The 21,838-nt window shown below is 61.6% G+C and carries 19 protein-coding genes; 15 read left to right on the top strand and 4 right to left on the bottom strand.

Annotation, left to right across the window (positions count from 1 at the left end):
• The first annotated feature begins 55 nt into the window (after window positions 1–55).
• From ilvD to BMY84_RS03405, 8 genes are all read left to right on the top strand, one after another.
• Window positions 56–1,906 carry a dihydroxy-acid dehydratase gene (ilvD, locus tag BMY84_RS03445; protein WP_093080575.1) on the top strand — a complete coding sequence of 617 codons (1,851 nt, stop codon included), beginning with the start codon at window positions 56–58 and terminating at the stop codon, window positions 1,904–1,906.
• Between the two features lie 124 nt (window positions 1,907–2,030).
• Window positions 2,031–2,930, top strand: a complete 900-nt coding sequence (locus BMY84_RS03440; RefSeq protein ID WP_093080572.1) for a hypothetical protein — start codon at window positions 2,031–2,033, stop codon at window positions 2,928–2,930.
• A gap of 279 nt (window positions 2,931–3,209) precedes the next feature.
• Window positions 3,210–3,989 carry a sulfite exporter TauE/SafE family protein gene (locus BMY84_RS03435; RefSeq protein WP_093080570.1) on the top strand — a complete coding sequence of 260 codons (780 nt, stop codon included), beginning with the start codon at window positions 3,210–3,212 and terminating at the stop codon, window positions 3,987–3,989.
• A 512-nt stretch (window positions 3,990–4,501) separates the two neighbouring features.
• On the top strand, window positions 4,502–5,623 hold the full coding sequence (locus BMY84_RS03425) for a hypothetical protein (RefSeq protein WP_093080565.1): 1,122 nt from the start codon (window positions 4,502–4,504) through the stop codon (window positions 5,621–5,623).
• A gap of 328 nt (window positions 5,624–5,951) precedes the next feature.
• The gene (locus BMY84_RS03420) at window positions 5,952–8,138 is read left to right on the top strand and encodes a penicillin acylase family protein (protein WP_093080562.1); all 2,187 of its coding nucleotides are present in this window, start codon (window positions 5,952–5,954) and stop codon (window positions 8,136–8,138) included.
• Window positions 8,139–8,185: 47 nt separating this feature from the next.
• Entirely contained in the window at window positions 8,186–8,860 is a 675-nt protein-coding gene (locus BMY84_RS03415; protein WP_093080560.1) for a glutathione S-transferase family protein, read from the top strand.
• 5 nt (window positions 8,861–8,865) lie between these two features.
• Entirely contained in the window at window positions 8,866–9,519 is a 654-nt protein-coding gene (locus BMY84_RS03410) for a hypothetical protein (RefSeq protein WP_093080557.1), read from the top strand.
• A 105-nt stretch (window positions 9,520–9,624) separates the two neighbouring features.
• The gene (locus tag BMY84_RS03405; protein ID WP_093080555.1) at window positions 9,625–10,473 is read left to right on the top strand and encodes a sulfite exporter TauE/SafE family protein; all 849 of its coding nucleotides are present in this window, start codon (window positions 9,625–9,627) and stop codon (window positions 10,471–10,473) included.
• A gap of 70 nt (window positions 10,474–10,543) precedes the next feature.
• Here BMY84_RS03405 and ndk read toward each other — a convergent pair whose 3' ends face one another.
• Window positions 10,544–10,966, bottom strand: a complete 423-nt coding sequence (gene ndk / locus BMY84_RS03400; protein ID WP_093010670.1) for a nucleoside-diphosphate kinase — start codon at window positions 10,964–10,966, stop codon at window positions 10,544–10,546.
• Window positions 10,967–11,256: 290 nt separating this feature from the next.
• Between ndk and BMY84_RS03395 the strand changes: the two genes are divergently transcribed.
• On the top strand, window positions 11,257–12,042 hold the full coding sequence (locus BMY84_RS03395) for a hypothetical protein (RefSeq protein ID WP_143074973.1): 786 nt from the start codon (window positions 11,257–11,259) through the stop codon (window positions 12,040–12,042).
• Window positions 12,043–12,255: 213 nt separating this feature from the next.
• On the opposite strand, the gene BMY84_RS03390 is transcribed toward BMY84_RS03395, so the two are convergent.
• Both BMY84_RS03390 and BMY84_RS03385 read right to left on the bottom strand, forming a co-directional pair.
• Complete coding sequence (locus BMY84_RS03390; protein ID WP_093080550.1) at window positions 12,256–12,693, bottom strand: DNA polymerase III subunit chi; 438 nt, start codon at window positions 12,691–12,693, stop codon at window positions 12,256–12,258.
• Window positions 12,694–12,800: 107 nt separating this feature from the next.
• A complete protein-coding gene (locus BMY84_RS03385) occupies window positions 12,801–14,246 on the bottom strand; it encodes a leucyl aminopeptidase (protein WP_093080547.1) in 1,446 nt (481 codons plus the stop codon).
• A gap of 164 nt (window positions 14,247–14,410) precedes the next feature.
• Between BMY84_RS03385 and BMY84_RS03380 the strand changes: the two genes are divergently transcribed.
• The 6 genes from BMY84_RS03380 to BMY84_RS28990 all read left to right on the top strand — a co-directional run bounded on the left by BMY84_RS03380 (window position 14,411) and on the right by BMY84_RS28990 (window position 20,982).
• A complete protein-coding gene (locus BMY84_RS03380) occupies window positions 14,411–16,690 on the top strand; it encodes an LPS-assembly protein LptD (RefSeq protein ID WP_177203880.1) in 2,280 nt (759 codons plus the stop codon).
• Between the two features lie 88 nt (window positions 16,691–16,778).
• Complete coding sequence (locus BMY84_RS03375) at window positions 16,779–18,164, top strand: peptidylprolyl isomerase (protein ID WP_093080542.1); 1,386 nt, start codon at window positions 16,779–16,781, stop codon at window positions 18,162–18,164.
• On the top strand, window positions 18,142–19,179 hold the full coding sequence (gene pdxA, locus BMY84_RS03370; RefSeq protein ID WP_093080540.1) for a 4-hydroxythreonine-4-phosphate dehydrogenase PdxA: 1,038 nt from the start codon (window positions 18,142–18,144) through the stop codon (window positions 19,177–19,179). Before BMY84_RS03375 ends, pdxA begins: the two co-directional genes overlap by 23 nt.
• Window positions 19,172–20,008 (top strand): 16S rRNA (adenine(1518)-N(6)/adenine(1519)-N(6))-dimethyltransferase RsmA, encoded by an 837-nt coding sequence (rsmA, locus tag BMY84_RS03365; protein WP_093080537.1) that lies wholly within the window; start codon window positions 19,172–19,174, stop codon window positions 20,006–20,008. Before pdxA ends, rsmA begins: the two co-directional genes overlap by 8 nt.
• Before the next feature lie 25 nt (window positions 20,009–20,033).
• The gene (locus tag BMY84_RS03360; protein ID WP_093080534.1) at window positions 20,034–20,585 is read left to right on the top strand and encodes a pseudouridine synthase; all 552 of its coding nucleotides are present in this window, start codon (window positions 20,034–20,036) and stop codon (window positions 20,583–20,585) included.
• Between the two features lie 151 nt (window positions 20,586–20,736).
• Window positions 20,737–20,982 (top strand): hypothetical protein, encoded by a 246-nt coding sequence (locus BMY84_RS28990; RefSeq protein ID WP_143074972.1) that lies wholly within the window; start codon window positions 20,737–20,739, stop codon window positions 20,980–20,982.
• Window positions 20,983–21,247: 265 nt separating this feature from the next.
• Here BMY84_RS28990 and BMY84_RS03355 read toward each other — a convergent pair whose 3' ends face one another.
• A complete protein-coding gene (locus BMY84_RS03355; RefSeq protein WP_093081681.1) occupies window positions 21,248–21,766 on the bottom strand; it encodes a tetratricopeptide repeat protein in 519 nt (172 codons plus the stop codon).
• Window positions 21,767–21,838 lie beyond the last annotated feature (72 nt).

Raw genomic sequence — 21,838 nt, 5'->3', positions numbered from 1 at the left:
AAGCCCGGTCCTCGGCTGTAGAGGGACCGCGAATATTCCCTGAAGGATCTGAGTCATGCCTGCCTATCGTTCCCGTACCACCACCCACGGCCGCAACATGGCGGGCGCGCGCGGCCTGTGGCGCGCGACGGGGATGAAGGACGAGGATTTCGGCAAGCCGATCATCGCCATTGCCAACAGCTTTACCCAGTTCGTGCCCGGTCACGTCCACCTAAAAGACCTTGGCCAGCTCGTCGCGCGCGAGATTGAGGCGGCGGGCGGCGTCGCCAAGGAATTCAACACCATCGCGGTCGATGACGGCATCGCCATGGGCCATGGCGGCATGCTCTATTCGCTGCCCAGCCGCGACCTGATCGCCGACAGCGTCGAATATATGGTCAATGCCCATTGCGCCGACGCGATCGTGTGCATCTCCAACTGCGACAAGATCACGCCCGGCATGCTGATGGCCGCGATGCGCCTCAACATCCCGGTCGTGTTCGTGTCCGGCGGGCCGATGGAAGCGGGCAAAGCCACCGTGCGCGGCAAGAAGGTCGCGCTCGATCTGGTCGACGCGATGGTCGTTGCCGCCGACGAAAATTATACCGATGAAGAAGTGAAGACCATCGAACGGTCGGCCTGCCCGACCTGCGGCAGCTGTTCGGGCATGTTCACCGCCAATTCGATGAACTGCCTGACAGAAGCGCTGGGCCTGTCGCTGCCGGGCAATGGATCGACGCTGGCCACCCATAGCGATCGCGAACGGCTGTTCCGCGAAGCGGGGCATCTGATCGTCGACATCACCAAGCGCTATTATGAGCAGGATGACGAGAGCGTCCTGCCGCGCAACATCGCCAATTTCGCCGCGTTCGAAAATGCGATGAGCCTGGATATCGCCATGGGCGGCTCGTCCAACACCGTGCTGCACCTGCTAGCCGCCGCGTTCGAGGGCGGCATCGACTTCACTATGGCCGATATCGACCGGCTGTCGCGTCGCGTTCCCTGCCTGTGCAAGGTCGCGCCCGCCAAGAATGACGTGCATATGGAGGACGTCCATCGCGCCGGCGGCATCATGGCCATCCTGGGTGAACTGGAGCGGGGCGGCCTGATCGACGGATCATTGCCGACCGTGCATGCGCCGACCATGTCGGCCGCGCTCGCCCGCTGGGATATTGGCCGCACCAATAGCGAGGAAGTACGCAACTTCTATCGCGCAGCGCCCGGCGGCGTGCCGACGCAGACCGCCTTCAGCCAGTCCGAACGCTGGGAAGAGCTGGACACCGACCGCGAAAAGGGCGTGATCCGCTCGGTCGAACATGCTTTCTCGAAGGATGGCGGCATCGCCGTGCTCTATGGCAATCTGGCGCCCGAAGGCTGCATCGTGAAAACGGCGGGCGTGGATGAAAGCATCCTCGTCTTCCACGGCACGGCGCGTGTCTATGAAAGCCAGGACGCGGCGGTCGCGGGCATCCTTGGCAATGAGGTGAAGGCGAATGACGTCGTCATCATCCGTTATGAAGGGCCAAAGGGCGGGCCGGGCATGCAGGAAATGCTCTATCCGACCAGCTATCTGAAATCGAAGGGCCTGGGCAAGGCCTGCGCGCTGATCACCGACGGGCGCTTCTCCGGCGGCACGTCGGGCCTGTCGATCGGCCATGTTTCCCCCGAAGCGGCCGAGGGCGGCATGATCGCGCTGGTCCAGACTGGAGACCCGATCGTCATCGACATCCCGGCGCGCGTCATCAAGGTCGATCTGGACGATGCGCTGCTGGCCGAACGCCGCGCCGAAATGGAAGCGCGCGGCGCCAAGGCGTGGAAGCCCTTCGGCCGCAAGCGCGAAGTCTCCCCGGCCCTGCGCGCCTATGCTGCGATGACCACCAACGCCGCCAAGGGCGCGGTGCGCGACGTCAGCCAGATCGAACGCTGATCCTGAAAGGGCGACGGCCTGTGCCGTCGCCCGTAAAATTCTCCACGTCATCTGCGCCATTTGGCGTTCATATGCGTTGGTCCATGAAATATTCCACCCGATGACGGGCGAGAAAGGATCTTTCATGGACGTCAAAGCCTGGATCATGCTGCCTCTGGCGATCGGCGGGACAGCCGCTATCGCCGCGCCGCGCACATTGCTCGACATGAATTTCGACAAGGAACGCCCGGCCGCTCGCGCCCAGATGGGGGCCATCCACGGACCGGCAGGCGAAGAGCGCCTGCCCACCGTGGACAAGGGCACACGCGCCGATCTCGACAATGGCGTCGTCCAGTCGGGCTGCCTGTCGCCACCATCTTGCTTGCGCGTATCGATGGCACCCACCACGCCCAAGGCGATTAAGAACAAAATCATGTATCATGTCTGGTCGCACTATAAGCCGAACCCTGGCGGCGATGCAGGACCATTCCGCATCGGCGACGGCAAACCGCTGCGGCTGCAATTCGCGATGAAATTGGGGCCACGCTATGACACGCCGGTTCATCAGATGATTCATTTTCAGGTATTCCAGCCCAAGGGCGGTCCCAATAAGGGCAAGGCCGTGCCTGGTGTCGATGCGGGTGGCGCGATCCTGACGTTGCGCATCGTACCCAAATCTCGGCGCGTGAACAAATCTCCCGATGTGGAAGAGTTTATTGTCGCAGTCCGCAATGCCAAGGCGCAGAAACTCAAGACATTCGACAAACGCGATGCTGCAGTGATCTATCGGGGTACTATGCGCAAGGGGGTGTGGACCCGTTTCACCTTCGACCTGCTTTCCACCCGGCAAGGTGACGCCACAGGCGGCCGGATTCAGGTCGGAGTCGATGGCCGCAAGGTAGCCGACTATCGCGGCCCCTGGGGCTTTGCGCCCGATGTCTATAATGTCAGTCCGACGATGGGCTTGGATCTGGGCATCTATCGTTCGGCCGATGCAACCGGTTATCAGACCGCCTTTTTCGATAACGTTTCGGTTTCTCGCTAAATATACCCTCCGTCACATCGTCCCTGCCAACCACCATCTCATCCCTGCAAGTGGCATGACCGCTTGCAGGGATCGATAACATGTTGCACATGCAGCATAACAAACGTCGGGGGACACAGCGACATGCGGGACTGCACGAAAGCAACAGGCGCGCGCCGAAAGGAAATGGCGACTGCTTTGTCTGTGCGTCAATAGTATGAAGCGGACGGCGTCGGCGCTTAATCTCTCCCATGTCCCGCGATCGCCAATGGCATCCTCGCGTCTCTTTCGGGACCGCCCATGACTTTCATAAACCCCCTTTATTCACTTGCCGGCTTTGCTGTTGGCGTTCTGGTCGGCCTGACCGGTGTGGGTGGCGGATCGCTGATGACGCCGTTGCTGGTGTTGATGTTCAACTTTCATCCGGTCGCGGCCGTGGGCACCGATCTGCTCTATGCTTCCATGACCAAGAGCGTTGGAACGCTGGTGCATGGCTGGCGTGGGTCTGTAGACTGGCGCATCATTGGTTGGATGGCGCTGGGCAGCCTTCCGGCGGCGATCCTGTCCCTGCTGTTGCTGGCCCAGCTTGGTCCGCCTTCTGCCGGGGTCATCGATCCGATCAAGGTTGCGTTGGGAGTGATGCTGTTTTTGACCGGCCTCGCTTTGCTGGCCAAGAACTGGATCATCAGTTGGTCGCGCCATCACGGACAGGATCGTAGCCCGTTACTGACCCGCAACCTGACTGTTCTGCTGGGCATAGTGGTGGGTGCCGCTGTCACCGTGACCTCCATAGGCGCGGGTGCGATCGGCGCCACTGCGCTGATCATTCTCTATCCCCGCGTGCCGCTGGCGCGGATCGTGGGCAGCGACGTGGCCCATGCCGTACCGCTAACGCTCATCGCCGGGATCGGCCATTGGTGGCTGGGATCGGTGGATTTTACGCTGCTCGGATCGCTGCTTGTAGGCTCTGTGCCGGGGATCATCCTGGGCAGCATGCTGGCATCGCGGGTACCGGAAGCCGTGCTCCGCCCGATCCTCGCCTGCATCCTGATCGTCGTGTCCCTCAACCTGCTTCTGTGACAAGAAGGGGTGATGAAGCAGGATGAAAATGACTGGAAATTATTATATCTTCAGGCATAATTCTGTGAAATTTTATCGAAATCATGTCGATTAGCCTACCGAAACAGGAGGTGGCGTAAGTGACCAGGTTCATTATTCATGGCGCGACGCCCCGAATGCGGCAGCACCATGCGACGAATAGACAGGCTGGTGACAGCAGGCAGGCGCCGCATCACGCAGCAATCCAAAAAAGCAGATAGAATGATGGGTCGCCTTGATGGCATGCCCCTGTTCTATCAGTTCGGCCTCATTGAGGCAGGATCGTTCACAGAAGTCTGAATATAATTGAATTATCCTTCCACCATCCAAAAAATTGCAAATAATATTCTAATTCAATGTTTAATGATTGTCATATTTACATAGTTTTTGGATATTTATTTTCAATTTTGATAAATTTCTCGAAAATTGACATGGGATTTTTTCGATAACCAAAATCGAAAATTGAACATTATTTTATATTTTGAGGTCCACATATGGCTGCGAAAATCATCCTGCACATCGGCGACGCAAAATGCGGAAGCAGTTCGATCCAATCCAGCATGCAGGTAGCACAGAAAGAATTGCTGGAAGCCGGCATCCTATATCATGCGCCAAGCAAGACCAGCGGCCATTTTTCCTATATAACCTTAATGAATGGAAAGACGCGAGGCGACAACGAAAAACAGAAAGAAATTGCCAAGCGCAACATTTCTGAAATAAAAGAACTGATAGAACAACATTCTCCGAAATATATCGTTCTTTCCGCTGAAAATTTTTTCAACACCCATCCCAGCAAAATATTAAATTTGTTGAAAGACATATTGGGCGCATTTCCCGAGGAACTGCACGTCGTAGCTTATGTGCGCCACCCTATATCGCATTATCTTTCCACAATTCAGCAAATGCTGAAGGCGAACTCCCAATTTATTCAACCGCAAACATATTGCCGCGACACCGCTTCGACATTTTCCAGATGGCTTAATGAACCCCTTTGCACCAGCGTCGACGCACGCCTGTTTGACCGGACCCGATTGAAGGGCGGATCGACTGTTACGGATTTTCAGGACTATCTTCGGGGTGTCACCGGAATAGAGAATTTCGAACTCGAAGATATTAGCGAGAATAACGGACTTTCGACTGAGCAAATTATTTTGCTTCAGCGGTTCCGGCGCGACTTTATGGCCAATCAGGATGGACGTTTTCTGCCGGAATCGACGCATCTGTTGAAATTATTCGAGGAATTGAATGAGATAAACGGGCGCATTGGTTCACGCGCTGAACTCCTGCCGGAAGTACGCGCCTGCATCGGGCAGCAAAATGCGGCGTTTGTCGATCGACTGAACGAACTCTTTCCCTCGTTGCAAATGACCGGCCCCGTTGATGAGACAGATCTCGAATGGGCAGAAGCAGCGAAAGAATGGAATGGCGATGTTCAAAGCATTTTGAAGCCATCCGATGACAATATCGTATCATTACTAGCTGATCTTATTCCAGAATATAATGAGTCTTTAAAATCTGGGGATGACAGGACCGCTCGGAAAAATGTGAAGATTTTGACGAATAGCAAAGCTGCGAACAAATCTCTGAAAAAATATATGAAGAAGCGCGGCATATAGTTTAGCATTTTGATAGTGCTTTAGCTTGAAGAGGCTGCTGCATGCCCTGTGCATGGCGACGCTACCGCGCGCAGGGCTGAAGAAGGCCGATAAGGACGCTTTGCCAGCCGCACTGCGGCATGGATGCGGGCAGCACAGACCGCACCGTTCGATTATCCGCCGGCCGCTCATTGAAGGTTCATCCAGACGCCCTATATAGGTCTTGTCACTCCTTTCCCCCTTTGGAGTGGCACCTCCCTGAACCTTGGCCCCGCCGTGCAGCTTTTGCTCCGGCGGGGTTACTTTTATCCTGCTGGCGCGGGCGGCGCTTCCGGTCTAGCGATGGGCCATGAAAAGCCTTCGCGCGCTGCCGCTGCTCGCCGCCCCGCTCCTCTTCATCCAGCCGGTTCTGGCTCAGCCTGATCGCTTGGCCGATCCCATGGCAGGTTGGCGCACGCAGGCGGCCCGCGTGACGATCGTCCGGGACGATTGGGGCATCGCCCATATCCATGGGAAGAGCGATGCGGATGCAGTGTTCGGCATGATCTATGCCCAGGCGGAGGATGATTTCCCCCGGATCGAGGCCAATTATCTGACCGCGCTGGGCCGCACCGCCGAAGCGGAGGGGGAAGCAGCGCTGTGGCAGGATCTGCGCGCACGGCTCTATATGGACCCGGCCAAGCTAAAGGCGGACTATGCCGCCAGCCCTGCCTGGCTGAAGCAGTTGATGACCGCATGGGCCGATGGGCTGAACTATTATCTGGCGACCCACCCGCAGGTGAAGCCGCGCGTCATCACCCGCTTCGAGCCCTGGATGGCGCTCAGCTTCACCGAAGGCAGCATTGGCGGCGATATCGAGCGCATTCCGCTCGATGATCTCAAGAGCTTCTATGCCGGTCCCGGCGGCCCGGCGATCGCCATGGCGGACCCAGACCCCGAACCGCGCGGATCGAACGGCTTTGCCCTTGCGCCGAAGAAGAGTGCGAGCGGCCATGCGCTGCTGTGGATCAATCCGCACACCAGCTTCTTCTTCCGGTCCGAATTGCAGATGCGCAGCGATGCGGGGCTGAACAGCTATGGCGCCGCGACCTGGGGCCAGTTCTTCATCTATCAGGGCTTCAACGAAAGCGCGGGATGGATGCACACGTCCAGCACGGTCGATGCGGTCGACGAATTTCTGGAAAGCGTCACCCGCCATGACGACGGATCGCTGACCTATCGCTATGGCACGCAGCAGCGGCCGGTGAAGAGCAGCGACATCACCCTGTCCTATCGCACCGAGAGTGGCGAGATGGCGCAGCGCCGCTTCACCACCTATGCCACCCATCATGGCCCGATCATCGGCCAGAAGGATGGCAAATGGATCGCCTTCGCCATGATGGACAAGCCGATCGCGGCGCTGGAGCAATCCTATCTGCGCACCAAGGCGCAGGATTATGCCCAGTTCCTGAAGGTCGCGCAGCGCAAGGCCAATTCGTCCAACAACACGATCTTCGCCGACGCGAAGGGGACGATCGCCTATCTGCATCCGCAGTTCATCCCGCTGCGCGACAACCGGTTCGATTATCGCAAGCCCGTGGACGGCAGCGACCCGGCGACCGACTGGAAGGGGCTGACACCGCTTAACAAGGTGCCGCATCTGCTGAACCCGGCGGGCGGCTGGGTCCAGAATACCAATAACTGGCCATGGTCGGCGGCGGGCAAGGATAGCCAGAAGGCGTCCGACTTCCCCCGCTATATGGACATGGTGGGCGAAAATCCGCGCGGCGACCATGCCGTCATGCTGCTGGAAAAGGGACAGGGTTTCACGCTCGATACGCTGACCGCCGCCGCCTTCGATTCCTTCCAGCCCGCCTTCGCGCGATGGATACCGGACCTTGTGCGCGACTGGGACGCCCTGCCCGCCACCGATCCTCTCAAAGCGAAACTGGCCGAACCCGTCGCCGTGTTGCGGGGATGGGATTATCGCTGGAGCCTGAAATCGATCGCCAACAGTCTCGCCTGCCTGTGGGCCGAGGATTTGCGGCAATGGACGCTGACCCGGAAGGCCGACGACAGCCAGACCCTCTATGACCGGATGAACGCCGCCCCGTCCGCCGAACGGCTGCGCCTGCTGTCCGGCGTGATCGACCGGATGGAGACGGATTTCGGTGGCTGGCGCACGCCCTGGGGCCAGATCAACCGCTATCAGCGGCTGACCGGCGCGATCACCCAGGACTTCACCGATGACGGCGTCAGCCTGCCCGTGCCCTTCCCGTCCGCACGCTGGGGATCGCTCGCTTCCTTCGGCGCGAAACCCTATCCCGGCACGAAGCGCTGGTATGGCACCAGCGGCAACAGTTTCCTGGCGGCGGTCGAATTCGGCAAGCGGGTCGAGGCGAAGGCGATCAGCGTCGGCGGCGAAAGCGGCGATCCCGCTTCCCCCCATTTCAACGACCAGACGCAGCGCTATATCCACGGGCAATTGCGCCCCGTCTATTTCCACGCCGACGAACTGGCCGGCCATGTCGCGCGGACATATCGGCCGGGGGAATGATGGACAGGCTCTCGACACCGGCTTCCTCCCCCGTCTAAGACTATGCCATGATGAAGCTCTTTATCGGTAACAAGGCCTATTCGAGCTGGTCGCTGCGCGGCTGGCTGGCATGCAAGCTTTCGGGCCTGCCTTTCGAGGAAGTGGTCGTCCCCCTCTATGACGAGGCATGGGAGAAGCGGCGCGAAGGCGACGAGTTCGCCCCCTCCTCCGGCAAGGTGCCGATCCTGTGGGATGGCGATGACATCGTCGTCTGGGACAGTCTGGCCATTGTCGAATATCTGAACGAAAAGACGGATAATGCAGCATTCTGGCCGACCGATCCGGCTGCACGCGCCATGGCCCGGTCAATGGCGGCCGAAATGCACAGCAGCTTCGCCGCGCTGCGTCGCGAGCACAGCATGAACATCCGGCAAATCTATCCGGCCGTGCCGCCATCCGAAGGCGTGGCGCAGGATATCAGCCGCATCATGCAGCTCTGGGCACAAGCCCGTGCCCGTCATGGCGGCGATGGCGAATTTCTGTTCGGCCAGTTCAGCGCGGTGGACGTGATGTTCGCGCCGGTCGTGACCCGCTTCATCACCTATCAACTGCCGGTCGCCCGCTTTGCCGAAGCCTATATGGCCGCGATCATCGCTCATCCCTGGATGCAGGAATGGATCGGCGGCGCGCAGGCGGAAGACTGGGTAATCGACCGGTTCGAAGCCCCGCCCCAGCCGGTATAAGCAGCATGAGCGACACGCCCGACAGCCCGACACCGGAAAGCCCCAAGGAAGCGCGCGCGGCCGAAGCCGCCGCCATTCGTCGTCGCTGGATCACGCTGGGCGAGATCATCGCCGTGCTGGCGGTGTCGATTTCCGCCCTGACTTTGTATCTCAACTGGTCGGACAAGCGGGACGAGCGCGCCGACAAGGCGTCGGAAAGCCGCAAGGCATCGAGCCGCGCGTCTGCTCTGGTGCTGAATGCGGAAACGGTGAAGGATGACCGGATCGTCCTGAAACCCACCGATCCCGAGCAGATCGTGCAGAGCCAGACCATCGCCTTCCCCCGCGCGCTAGGCATCGATCCCGTCGACACCACCGGCGATCCGCGAATAGAGGCCGGCTGGTTCGCCGACGCGCTCAAAAAGGCACGAGCGAAGGCCAAGCTGCCCGACGACAGCGTGGGCGACGAGCGGCTGCCGGTAGCGATCACCACCCGCTTCGTAGTTGGCGGCGATGCCTATGAGAATGTCGCCCTCTATGACATCGGCTATGGCATAGCCGGGCGCTGGATCGCGGGGCACAGCCTGTCTCTGCGCGGTCTGTCGCGGGTCGAAACGGTGAAGGCCAGCAACGCCCAGGCGCGCATCGACGCGCGCTGGGCGCGGTTGAGCCAGAAATAGTCCAGCCCTGTTTCCCCCCGAAACGCCTGACCTGAACGCCTTTTCCGCCGCGAGCGGCTGGAAGCGCGGACACAGGGTTGGGACAATAAGGATAAGACGCGCATCATGAATCTGATGGCATCGATCGACTTGTTTCACGCGATCGCCGGCCTGCTGGTCGGCCTGCTGGTGGGCGTGACCGGGGTAGGCGGCGGATCGCTGATGACGCCGCTGCTGGTGCTGATGTTCGGCGTCAGCGCGAAAACGGCGGTCGGGACCGACCTGCTGTTTGCGGCGCTGACCAAGATCGTCGGATCGACCGTCCATAGCAAGCGCGACACGATCGAATGGCCGATCGTGCGGCGGATGGCCGCGGGCAGCATTCCGGCCGCCATCGCGACGCTGCTGATATTGGGCTGGATCGGCGACATCGGCAAATCCAGCGAACATATCATCCTCTATTCGCTGGCGAGCCTGCTCGCCGTGACGTCGGCGGCTGTCATCGGCCGCAAATGGCTGTTCCGCCATCGCGGCGATCTGGGCGCCAGCCATTCGCATGCCGCCATCCTCTATGGCACGACGGGGCTTGGCGCGCTGATCGGCGTGGCGGTGTCGCTCTCGTCGGTCGGCGCGGGCGCGATCGGGGTGACGGTGCTGCTGTTCCTTTACCCCCGCCTGCCGGTTGCGCGCATCGTGGGATCGGACATCGCCCATGCCGTGCCGCTGGCGCTGATCGCGGGGACGGGGCACTGGCTGATGGGCGACGTCAACGGCGTGCTGCTGATGAACCTGCTGATCGGATCGATACCGGGCGTGATCGTCGGCAGCTATCTGTCGTCCCATGCGCCGGACAAGGTGCTGCAACCGCTGCTGGCCGCCGTGCTGGCGGTGAGTTCGTGGCAGCTTTTCGTTAAAGCGCGGACGCCCGATCCGGTGAAGGTCGAGGCCCCCGCACCGGCTCAGCCTCACCCCTGACCCAAAGAAAAGCCCGGCCGCTCCATGGGGAGCGCCGGGCCTTTTTTTCATCCGTCAGGATGATCGGCTATCAGCCGACGATTTCTTCCGGCTTGAAGAAATAGGCGATTTCGATCGCGGCATTTTCTTCGCTGTCCGAACCATGGACCGAATTGGCTTCGATCGATTCGGCCAGTTCCTTGCGGATGGTGCCGGCGTCGGCATTGGCGGGGTTGGTGGCGCCCATGATGTCGCGGTTGCGCTTCACGGCGTCTTCGCCTTCCAGAACCTGGACGACGACCGGGCCGGAAATCATGAAGGCGACCAGATCGGCGAAGAAGGGGCGTTCCTTATGAACGGCATAGAAGCCTTCGGCCTGTTCGCGGCTCATGCGGATGCGCTTGGAAGCGACGATGCGCAGACCGGCTTCCTCCAGCATCTTGGCGACCGCGCCGGTCAGGTTGCGACGGGTCGCGTCGGGCTTGATGATCGAGAAAGTGCGCGTGACGGCCATGGCCCTCAATACTCCAGATGGTGGGAAATAAAGTTGCGCGCCCTTTAGACGCGGGCGGGCCGGGCCGCAAGAGGCTTAACCGTGTGGGGTGGAGTGGGGTTGAGGGAGGAGATGGGGGGAGGGGGTGAGATGGGTGGTTGGTGGACGCTCTGCTTATGGGGAAACCGAACCAACTCTTCTCGCAGCGTGTCGCCCTTTATTTAGGAAATTTCTTGTAGGATGCGCTGAACCTGAACGCGCCGGATGGAAATTTGATAATGCACTCCTGGTCCCGAATATTGAGCATATGTGTGTTGCCTGCTGCGCTTGTAGCATGTGCCAAGATTAGCGATCCACCGGGTATGATTGGCGACCCGCCGGAATATCTGGCTGCGAACTACTATCGTGGACCAGCGGATATCCGCAAAGTCGTTCCTGATGGGAAAGGCATGATCATCGCGCTGAGCTACTTCACTGAAGCGCAGATGCGAGATGCGCGCTGGGAATTCTCTAGAGTACAAATGACGGACGGCTTTATGTGCGGCACAAACGTCGACATCGTGAGGCGTGATATCAGGTGGTATAACCCTACCCCGGTTAGCAAAGTCGCGTGCGCAAAGGTAGTTTACTCACTTTACTGCAAGCCTGAAGCGTATTGGGGCACGGACTACGACCATATCTTGCCAGAGGCATTTGATGATGATGTGGCGAAGGTTTTAGCTGCTCCGATTTCATCACCTATACCCGAAAATTGTGGTGAGAAAGATGGATATGCGCGTTGGGAGAAAGAGGTGGCGGAGAAAAACCCCAGCCTGGTTCAGCCTACGATGCTGGAACTCAGGCAGAAGGAGGTGGAGAGGCTCGCAAAAGTCACACTACAAAATATCGATCCACCTAAAACGCCTTATGCTGAGATTGCGCTCCGCGACATCAGCATACGAAATGTCATTTGCCGGCCACAATCTCTCAAAGGCTTCTACTGTAAATATGAATTGAAAATCGATTATGAAGGGCATCCCGACAAGGGAAAATGGACAGTCCGCCGTATCGTGATGATCGCGCCTGCCGGCGTTTGGCACCAAAGCGAATATTTATAGCCGGGCAATAGGCTTTAGGAGGGTGGAAATAGATATGACGGCCCGACACCAGCCCCTGAGATTGGATAGTATCTGATCCTACCTGTGTCGGCTTTCGGTTCCGCATCCGTCGCGCCATCGGGTCCATTGACCAAAAGGAGGAATGGACCCTGAAACAAGTTCAGGGTGACGGCGATGGAGATGTTCGCCTTTGGTACAGAACCAACCCGCCCGTCAAGGCCCCTGCACCCATTTGCGGCCTTCCTGCCGCCAGAAGCGGGGTTCGACGCCGTCTGCCTTGCTGAGCGCGCGCCAGCTTGACCGGGCCCCGTCGATCGTGTCGGCGTCGAAGAAATAGAAAGCGCGTTCGAAGCCCAACGCCTCCTCCCGCCAGATGCCGTCGGCCAGCGCGATATGGGCCGCGCCGTTGAGCGGGGCACATTGCCCGCTCAGCAGAATCGGCTGATGCGCCTCCCCGCCCTCGCCCGCCCGGCCATGGGCCAGGAAGCTGTCGGGCGGGCCAGCCCACAGGCCTTGCGAAATCCGTTCCAGCCGTTCGGGCTCCTGCGCCACCACCAGCAGGCGCGCGCCCATGCCCAGGATGCGGCCCGCGATGGCGGGCAACACCTGATCCACCGGATCGCGGCTAAGCTGGTAGAAGTCGACCTGCATGGGCTCCATCCAAATGCCGTTCGCCCTATGCTTGCAGAAGGCCCGCTCTTCCCCAAAGAAAAGAGCAGGGCTTCGACAGGCTCAGCCCGAACGGTTGAGAGGGTCGTTTACGCCTCGAACTTGTCCGCGACCAGACGGTCGATCAGGCGCACGCCATAGCCGGTTGCGCCCTTGTCCCAGGTGCCGCCGGGCTTGTCGGACCAGACCATGCCGGCAATGTCGAGATGCGCCCATTTCACGCCCTCTTCGACGAAGCGCTTGATGAACTGGGCGGCGGTGATCGATCCGGCGAAACGGCCGCCGATATTCTTCATGTCGGCGATCGGGCTGTCGATCAGCTTGTCATAAGCGGCCGACAGCGGGAAGCGCCACAACTGGTCGCCGGTCGCCTTGCCCGCCGCGATCAGATCGTCGGCCAGGGCATCGTCATTGGCGAACAGGCCGCCATATTGATCGCCCAGCGCCACGATCATCGCGCCAGTCAGGGTCGCAAGATCGATCACGACCTCCGGCTGATAGGTACGCTGCGCCCAGGTCAGCGCGTCGCACAGCACCAGACGGCCTTCGGCGTCGGTGTTCAGCACTTCGATCGTCTGGCCCGACATGGAGGTCACGATGTCGCCGGGGCGCTGGGCATTGCCGTCCGGCATGTTTTCCACCAGCCCGCAAATGCCCACGACATGCGCCTTCGCCTTGCGCCCGGCCAGCGCCTTCATCGCGCCAACGACGGCGCCCGCGCCGCCCATGTCCCACTTCATGTCTTCCATGCCGGCGGCCGGCTTGATCGAGATGCCGCCCGTGTCGAAGGTCACGCCCTTGCCGACGAAGACGACCGGCTTTTCAGATGCGCCATTGGTACCGTCCCATTCCAGCGCCAGCAGCCGGGCTTCGCGCACCGAACCCTGCGCCACGCCGAGCAGCGATCCCATGCCCAGCGCTTCCATCGCCGCCTTGTCCAGCACGGTGATCTTGATGCCCAGCGCTTCGAGTGGGCGGCAGCGTTCGACGAAGCTCTCAGGGTAGAGGATGTTCGCCGGCTCCGACACCAGTTCGCGGGTGAAGGCGACGCCTTCGGCAATCGCCGCTTCCTTCGCCCAGGCGGCGTCCGCGCCGGTCGCGACCAGCGTCAGCCTCTTGAGCGTCGGCTTGGCCTTTTCCGGCTGGCGGGTGCGATAGGTGTCGATGCGCCAGCCACGCAGCCGCGCGCCAAAGGCCAGCCGGGCAGCCTGTTCGCCGGCGGCGCCGCCGAAAAACTCGACAGCGGCATGAACCGCGCCGCTGGTCGACAGCTTCGCGGTCAGCGCGGCGCCGGCCTTTTCATAATCCAGTTCGCCGGCCGAACCCACGCCCAGCAGCAGCACGCGCACCGTCTTGCCGCCTTCTTCCACGAAGCTCTCGAAGCTCGTTCCGGTTTCGCCCGTGAAGCGCGACGCGGCAGCCCCCGCCGCCAGCGTCGGCGCGGCGGCCAGCGGCAGCGCGTCGAATCCGCCCTTGGGCACAATGAAGGCCAGGGTGTCGGCATCGGGGCGGGTCGGGCTGAACTGGATATCCATCGGGGCTATGCTTCCTCTTATCTTGATCGGCGGGAAAACCGCCTTCTTGCCTGTCAGATAGTGCGGCTTTCCCCGTCTGGCAAAGCCGTTCGACCGATTTTGCATGGCCATGGATGCAGCGGGCGATTGCGGACCGGCCCGCTGTGCGATAGGCGAGAGGTCCGATGCGCCCGTCTATAAGGCCCGACCGCTTGCGAAACACCCTGTTCCTTCTTTCCTTCCGCGCCGCATTGCTGGGCGGCGCCGCGCTCGCGGCCAGCCAGTCCGCGCTGGCGCAACAGCTTAACGAACCGCAGACCCCGATCAGCGCGCCCGACGCGCCCGTCCCCGACAATCAGGATGAGATCGGCTTTGCCGCCGACGCGCTGCAATATGACAGCAACAGCGAAATCGTCACCGCGACCGGCAATGTCCAGTTGCTGCGCGACGGCAATCGCCTGCGCGCCGACAAGGTCGTGTGGGACCGCAATACCGGCAAGGTGGAGGCGCAGGGCAATGTCTCGGTCGTCGATCCCGAAGGCAACACCGCCTATGGCGATCGATTCGACGTTACCGACACGCTGAAGGACGGCGCGGTCGACAATATGCTGCTGGTGCTCCAGTCGGGCGGTCGTCTGGCGTCGCAAAAGGGGGAGCGGGTAGACGGCGTCTACACGCTGCACCATGCTTCCTACACCGGTTGCACCGTCGAGGGTGGCGATGGCTGCCCCAAGGAACCGACCTGGCAGATCAACGCCGTGCGCGTCATCTATGACCCGGTGCGGCAGCGCGTGACGTACAAGAACGCCAATATCGAACTGTTCGGCCTGCCGCTGATCCCGTTGCCGGGCCTGTCCCATCCGGTCGGCGATGGCGGTGCCAGCGGCCTGCTGGTGCCCAATCTGCGCTATGACCGTAATAATGGCTTCGAAGCGGCGCTGCCCTATTATTTCAAGCTGGCGCCCAATCGCGACCTGACCGTCACGCCGCATGTCTATTCCGACACGCTGCCGATGCTGGAGACGACCTATCGGCACCTGACCGATCGGGGCGCCTATCAGATTACCGGCTATGTCACCCATGGCCGGCGCGTGGGCATTGGTGACAGCGACACGACGACCGCCAATACCGAAAAGGATATTCGCGGCTATCTGGATGCCAGCGGCAAGCTGCAACTCTCGCCGGAATGGAGCGTCGACGGGTCGATCCGGGCCGTGACCGACCGCACCTTCCTGCGCCGCTACGACATCAGCCGCGAAGACCGGCTGCGATCGACCATCGGCGCCCAGCGCATGGACGATGACAGCTATCTGTCGATTCGTGGCTGGGTGGTGCAGACGCTGCGTCAGGGCGATTCGCAGGGGCAGACCCCGATCGCGCTGCCGGTCGTCGATTATCGCAAGCGCATCAAGGACCCGTTGCTGGGCGGCGTGCTGCAATTGCAGGCGAACACGCTGGCCATCACCCGCACCCATGGGCAGGATACGCAGCGCGCCTTTGCCGCGGCCGAATGGAATCTGCGCACGTTGACGGGCATGGGGCAGGAAGTGACCTTCATCGGCTATCTGCGCGGTGACCTCTATCATAGCGGCGACAATGATCTGACGTCCGTCGCCAGCTATGCCGGCAGTCCGGGCTGGCAGACACGCGGTATCGCCGCCGCTGCGGTCGACATGCGCTGGCCGTTCGTGGGTGAAGCCTTTGGCGGCGTGCAGCGCATTGCCCCGCGTGTCCAGATCGTCGCCTCCCCCCATATCGCCAATCTGTCGCTGCCCAATGAGGATGCGCGCGCGGTCGATCTGGAGGACAGTAATCTCTTCGCGCTCAACCGCTTCGCCGGTTATGACCGCTATGAGGATAGCTCGCGCATCACCTACGGGCTGGAATATAGCCTGGACCTGCCCAATTTCTCGCTGCAGAGCAATGTCGGCCAGAGCTATCGCCTCGACAGCCGGGAAAGCATCCTGCCCGACGGCACCGGCCTGTCCGATCGCACGTCCGACATCGTCGGCCGCACGACGATCCGCTACAAGGATTTCATCAGCTTCACCCACCGGTTCCGGCTGGACAAGGATAATCTGTCCGTCCGCCGCAACGAGATCGACGCCACCATCGGCAGCAAGAACACCTATGTGATGGCGGGCTATCTGCGCCTGAACCGCGACGTGATTTCGGGGCTGGAAGATTTGCAGGATCGCGAGGAATTGCGCCTGGGCGGCCGGGTGCAGTTCGCGCATTTCTGGTCGGTGTTCGGATCGACCGTGATCGACCTGACCGATGCGCGGGAAGACCCGGTCAGCGTGTCGGACGGATATCAGCCGGTGCGCCATCGATTGGGCATTGCCTATGAGGATGATTGCCTCACGCTGGGCTTCACCTGGCGGCGCGACTATCAGACCAATGGCGACGCGCGGAAGGGAAATGGCTTCGCGCTACGTCTAGCTTTCCGTAATATTGGCATATAAGGGTCACGCATCCCGTGTTCCCTGTCAGGGCTGGTTAAGGCGGACCGGCGCATCACGCGCCGTACCGTATTGGAGATTTTTGCCGACGATGCTGTCTGTCGTTCCCTCGCCCAACCGCCTGTCGCATGGCGTTCGTTCGGGCCTGCGCACCCTGCTTTTGTCCTCGGCGCTGCTCAGCGCCGTCGCCCAGCCTGTTCTGGCACAGACGGTCGGCGACGATGATGGCATCGGGGCGCAGCAGCTCAACCTGCCCAAGGACGTCACCGTCTTTGGCAAGAGCGACCCCAATGTCCGCAAGGCGACCGCGATCGTCAACGGCCGCATCATCACCGGCACCGATGTCGACCAGCGCCTCGCCCTGATCATCACCGCCAATGGCGGCAAGGTGGCGGATGACGAGAAGGAGCGGCTGCGCGTGCAGGTGCTGCGCAACCTGATCGACGAAACGCTGCAAATTCAGGAAGCTGCCGCCAACGACATCAAGATCGACCCGGCTGAGGTCAACCAGAGCTATGAGCGGGTGGCGAGCAATTTCCGCCAGTCGCCGGCCCAGTTCGACGGCTATCTGCGCGAAAAGGGCAGCTCGGCCGCCAGCATCAAGCGCCAGATCGAAGGCGAACTGGCCTGGAGCCGTCTGCAACGCCGCAATATCCAGCCCTTCGTCAATGTGTCCGAAGAAGAAGTGAAGTCGGTGGTCGACCGGCTGAACGCGGCCAAGGGCGCCGACGAATTCCGTCTGGGCGAAATCTATCTGTCGGCGACGCCGGAAAATCGCGAACAGATTGTCGCCAACGCCCGCAACATCATCGAACAGATTCAGAAGGGCGGCAGCTTCCAGGCCTATGCCCGTCAATTCTCCGAAGCATCGACCGCTGCGGTCGGTGGCGATCTCGGCTGGATCAAGCCGGGGCAGTTGCCCAGCGAACTGGCCACGGCCGCCGCAGACATGCAGGTCGGCCAGATTGCCGGCCCGATCGAAACCGTCGGCGGCGTGTCGATCATCTATGTGATGGACAAGCGCAAGGTGCTGACCGCCGATCCGCGTGATTCGCTGCTCAGCCTGAAACAATTGTCGGTCCTCTTCCCGCAGGGCACGACCAAGGAAGCGGCCAGCAGCAAGGCCGCCGCCTTCGCCGCCGCGGTCAAGGAGATCAAGGGCTGCGGTCAGGCCAATGAGATTGGCGGCAAGATCGGCGCCGATGTCGTTGACAATGACAATGTGAAGATCCGTGACCTGCCGCCGCAGTTGCAGGACATTCTGCTGAACTTGCAGGTCGGCGAAACCACGCCGCCCTTCGGTTCGATCACCGATGGCGTGCGCGTGCTGGTGGTCTGCGGCCGCGACGATCCGGCATCGGCCAATGCGCCCAATCCGGACCAGATCATGGCCCAGTTGGAAGAAGAACGGGTCAACAAGCGCGCCCGCATCTATCTGCGCGATCTGCGACGCGATGCCATCATCGAATATAACTGATACCGGCGCGCCGGATCGAACCGATCTGGCGCCCTTCGCCGTCTCGCTGGGCGATCCGGCGGGCATAGGGCCGGAAATCGTCGCCAAAAGCTGGGTGATGCGGGAAGCACGCGGCCTGCCGCCTTTCTTCGCGGTCGGTGATGCCGCATCTCTGCGCGCGGTCTGGCTTGGCCCGATAGCGACGATCAGTTCGCCAGAGGAAGCCGCCGATGTGTTCGGCCGCGCCCTGCCCTGCCTGCAAGTCGCCGAAGCGGGCGAGATCGTGCCGGGCAGCCCCAGCATCGATGGTGCCCGCACCGCATTTCAGGCGCTGGAAGTCGCGGTCGGCCTCGCGCGGTCGGGATCGGCCGCCGGCATCGTCACCGCGCCGGTGGGCAAGGAACAGCTTTATGGCGTGGGCTTCACCCATCCGGGCCAGACCGAATTCGTGGCGGAACGCTGTGGCGTGGCGCCGCATAATGCGGTGATGATGCTGGCCGGCCCGTCGCTGAAGGTCGTGCCGATCACCATCCACATCGCGCTGGCGGACGTGCCGAGCGTGCTGACCATCGACCTGATCCGTGCCCGTGCGATGACCACGGCCAAGGGATTGCAGCGCAATTTCGGCATTGCCCGCCCGCGCCTCGCCGTCGCGGGCCTCAACCCCCATGCGGGCGAAAATGGCGCGCTGGGCCGGGAAGAGATTGACGTGATCCGCCCGGCCATCGAACTGCTGCGCGCCGATGGTCTGGATATTGTCGGCCCGCTGGCGGCCGATGGCATGTTCCACGCCCGCGCCCGCGAAACCTATGACGCGGCGCTGTGCATGTATCATGATCAGGCGCTGATCCCGATCAAGACGCTGAATTTTGACGATGGCGTCAATATCACGCTGGGCCTGCCGATCGTGCGCACATCGCCCGATCATGGCACCGCCTTCGGCATTGCCGGCACCGACAGCGCCAATCCGGGCGCCATGATCGCCGCGCTCAGAATGGCGGCCGAAGCGGCCCGCGCTCGCATCACCTATGGCTGATACCCGCCCCTCTTTGCCGCCGCTGCGCGACGTGATCGCGCGCCATGGCCTGGCCGCCAGCAAGGCGCTGGGCCAGAATTTCCTGCTCGACGAACAATTGCTCGATCGCATCGCCGCCATTCCCGGCCCGCTGAAGGATGCGCCTGCGTTCGAGGTCGGCCCAGGCCCCGGCGGCCTGACCCGTGCCATCCTGCGCGCAGGCGCCCGGCTGGTGGCGGTGGAACGCGACCGTCGCTGTCTGCCCGCGCTGGATGAACTGACGGAGGCCTTCCCCGGCCAGCTTCGCGTCATTTCCGGCGATGCGATGGAAGTGGACGCCCATGCCGAAGCGGGCGCGGGCGCGCATATCATCGCCAACCTGCCCTATAATGTCGGCACGCCCCTGCTGGTCGGCTGGCTGTCGGCCGACTGGGCGCCGTTGCCCTGGTGGAACAGCCTGACCCTGATGTTCCAGATGGAGGTAGCCGAACGCATCGTCGCGAAGCCGGGCACCGACCATTATGGACGCCTCGCCGTGCTGTCTCAGTGGCGCAGCGATGCGCGGATCGCGATGAAAGTGCATCGCAGCGCCTTCACCCCGCCGCCCAAGGTGATGTCGGCCGTGGTCCACATCACGCCCAAGCCCGCCCCCGACGGCGTGCAACTGAAGTTTCTGGAGCGCCTGACCGCTGCCGCCTTTGGTCAGCGGCGCAAGATGATGCGCCAGAGCCTCAAGGGCTTGCCCGGCGCGCTGGAAGCACTGGAAAGCCTGGGCATCGATCCGCAACGGCGGGCGGAAACGGTGAGCGTCGAGGAATTTGTCGCCATAGCGCGGATATTGAGCCAGTGACGGCGGACAGAGGCGCGGCCAGCCCATGTCCCGCCTGATCCTGTTCAACAAACCCTATGACATGCTGTCCCAGTTCACCGACCGGGGCAGCGAAACGACGCGCGCCACCCTGTCCGATTCCATCGCGATCCCCGGCGTCTATCCGGCGGGACGGCTGGATCGGGACAGCGAAGGCTTGCTGCTGCTGACGGACGACGGCCGCCTGCAATCGCGCATCGCCGATCCCAAGTTCAAGACGGCCAAAACCTATCTGGTACAGGTGGAAGGCGAAATTGGCGAGGAGGCTCTGACGGCGCTGCAACGCGGCGTGCAGTTGAAGGACGGCCTGACCCGCCCGGCCGAGGCCGAACGCATCGCCGACCCCGATCTATGGCCGCGCAATCCCCCGATCCGCGTGCGCAAGAGCGTGCCCGATGGCTGGATCAGCCTCACCATCCGCGAAGGCCGCAACAGGCAGGTCCGCCGCATGACCGCTGCCGTGGGCCACCCCACGCTGCGGCTGGTCCGCTGGCGCATCGGCGACTGGACGCTGGACGGCATCGCGCCGGGCGAATGGCGCGAGGGGCGCTTGGATTGAGGTGCGTTTACCTTGGGCCGTTTGCTTCGAGATGAAGGCCCCAGACGTCGTGGACAAATTCCGGATGACGGAACGGGAGCATGATCTGTCATTCAGTCGGAGTGCCGCCATATCCAATTGCTACAGCACCGTCCGGGTGCAATGAAGCATCATGAGCGAAGATATATACGGACCAATTATCACGATCCTATGCACGGGACTGTTCGGTTACTTGCTCGTCCGGGGCTTTTCATCCGGTGTAATGACGTTTGAACAGCCAGTAGTGAAATTTTCTGGACGACGGAAAGATCAACCGCTCCGCTTTTGGGCGATTGCTGCACTGTTGAGCTTTTTGACCGCCGCTTCTGCAGTTGCCACCATCGGGCAGTTTTTCTTTCCCAATGGGATAGGTGGATAGCAACCAATAGCAGAACTTATTCCCCCTCCCGCTGGCGGGAGGGGGTTAGGGGGTGGGCTGGCGCTAGGTTGCAAATGCCCACCCCGCTGCGACTAAATTCGCTACGCTCATTAAGTCTCGCCGCCCCTCCCGTTTACGGGAGGGGCAATAAAAGCGTGACCTGCGCCAACCACCCAAATCCGGCATTTGTCGGCACTTGAATAAATTCACGCTACTTAAAAAGTAAAGCTCCGGCGCAGCCTTTTCTCTCCGCCTAAAGCCCCGATCAGGGCTTCTCGACCGGCGCGGCCTTGGGCTCCGGCGCAACCGTCTTGTCGGTCATTGCGACGGCGGGCGGGCCCTTCTGGATCGCGGCGGCGAGTTTGCCGACCGGGGCGCAATCGCCCTTGCACAGGGCCTGCGCCTTGGCGAGGACATCCTTGGCGCTTGTCACCGCGCCCTTTTCCATCATCGCTTCGCCCTGTCCGGACAGCGCGGCGATGTCGGTCGGGTCGAGCAGCAGCGCTTCCTTGTAGAGGCGGATCGCCTTGCCCTGAAGCCCCTGCGCGCGGGCCACTTCGGCCAGTTCGACATAGGCCGTGCGATTGCGCGGATCGATCGCCAGCGCGCTTTCCAGCGCATCGGTGGCGCCATCCAGATTGCCGGCCCGGCGTGCGGCCTCCCCCGCCTTTTGCCATTCCACCGACTGCGGACTGATCTGGCTGTCGGGCTTCTGGCTCAGCCCCACGCTCGACACGGTGGTCAGAACGACGGCAAGGGCAATTGAGGCAGGGGTGAAACGCATCATTATCTCCAGCCATGTTTCAGGCGCTGATTCCACGCAATAGTCGCGATTTTGCGCGGCTTTGTCCATGGT

It is taken from the genome of Sphingobium sp. AP50 (assembly GCF_900109095.1).
GTDB lineage: Bacteria > Pseudomonadota > Alphaproteobacteria > Sphingomonadales > Sphingomonadaceae > Sphingobium.
The sequence above is the reverse complement of the archived record's forward strand: the minus strand, read 5'-3'. Positions and strand labels throughout refer to the sequence as shown.

Bases quoted from the DNA above. Each gene is read 5' to 3' on its own strand.
- BMY84_RS03405 (WP_093080555.1), top strand. From the start codon at position 9,625: ATGAATCTGATGGCATCGATCGACTTGTTTCACGCGATCGCCGGCCTG.
- BMY84_RS03415 (WP_093080560.1), top strand. From the start codon at position 8,186: ATGATGAAGCTCTTTATCGGTAACAAGGCCTATTCGAGCTGGTCGCTG.
- BMY84_RS03360 (WP_093080534.1), top strand. From the start codon at position 20,034: ATGTCCCGCCTGATCCTGTTCAACAAACCCTATGACATGCTGTCCCAG.
- rsmA (WP_093080537.1), top strand. From the start codon at position 19,172: ATGGCTGATACCCGCCCCTCTTTGCCGCCGCTGCGCGACGTGATCGCG.
- BMY84_RS03435 (WP_093080570.1), top strand. From the start codon at position 3,210: ATGACTTTCATAAACCCCCTTTATTCACTTGCCGGCTTTGCTGTTGGC.
- BMY84_RS03390 (WP_093080550.1), bottom strand. From the start codon at position 12,693: ATGCAGGTCGACTTCTACCAGCTTAGCCGCGATCCGGTGGATCAGGTG.
- ndk (WP_093010670.1), bottom strand. From the start codon at position 10,966: ATGGCCGTCACGCGCACTTTCTCGATCATCAAGCCCGACGCGACCCGT.
- BMY84_RS03385 (WP_093080547.1), bottom strand. From the start codon at position 14,246: ATGGATATCCAGTTCAGCCCGACCCGCCCCGATGCCGACACCCTGGCC.
- BMY84_RS03440 (WP_093080572.1), top strand. From the start codon at position 2,031: ATGGACGTCAAAGCCTGGATCATGCTGCCTCTGGCGATCGGCGGGACA.
- BMY84_RS03420 (WP_093080562.1), top strand. From the start codon at position 5,952: ATGAAAAGCCTTCGCGCGCTGCCGCTGCTCGCCGCCCCGCTCCTCTTC.
- BMY84_RS03380 (WP_177203880.1), top strand. From the start codon at position 14,411: ATGCGCCCGTCTATAAGGCCCGACCGCTTGCGAAACACCCTGTTCCTT.
- BMY84_RS03410 (WP_093080557.1), top strand. From the start codon at position 8,866: ATGAGCGACACGCCCGACAGCCCGACACCGGAAAGCCCCAAGGAAGCG.
- BMY84_RS03375 (WP_093080542.1), top strand. From the start codon at position 16,779: ATGCTGTCTGTCGTTCCCTCGCCCAACCGCCTGTCGCATGGCGTTCGT.
- BMY84_RS03355 (WP_093081681.1), bottom strand. From the start codon at position 21,766: ATGCGTTTCACCCCTGCCTCAATTGCCCTTGCCGTCGTTCTGACCACC.
- BMY84_RS28990 (WP_143074972.1), top strand. From the start codon at position 20,737: ATGAGCGAAGATATATACGGACCAATTATCACGATCCTATGCACGGGA.
- BMY84_RS03425 (WP_093080565.1), top strand. From the start codon at position 4,502: ATGGCTGCGAAAATCATCCTGCACATCGGCGACGCAAAATGCGGAAGC.
- ilvD (WP_093080575.1), top strand. From the start codon at position 56: ATGCCTGCCTATCGTTCCCGTACCACCACCCACGGCCGCAACATGGCG.
- pdxA (WP_093080540.1), top strand. From the start codon at position 18,142: ATGCCATCATCGAATATAACTGATACCGGCGCGCCGGATCGAACCGAT.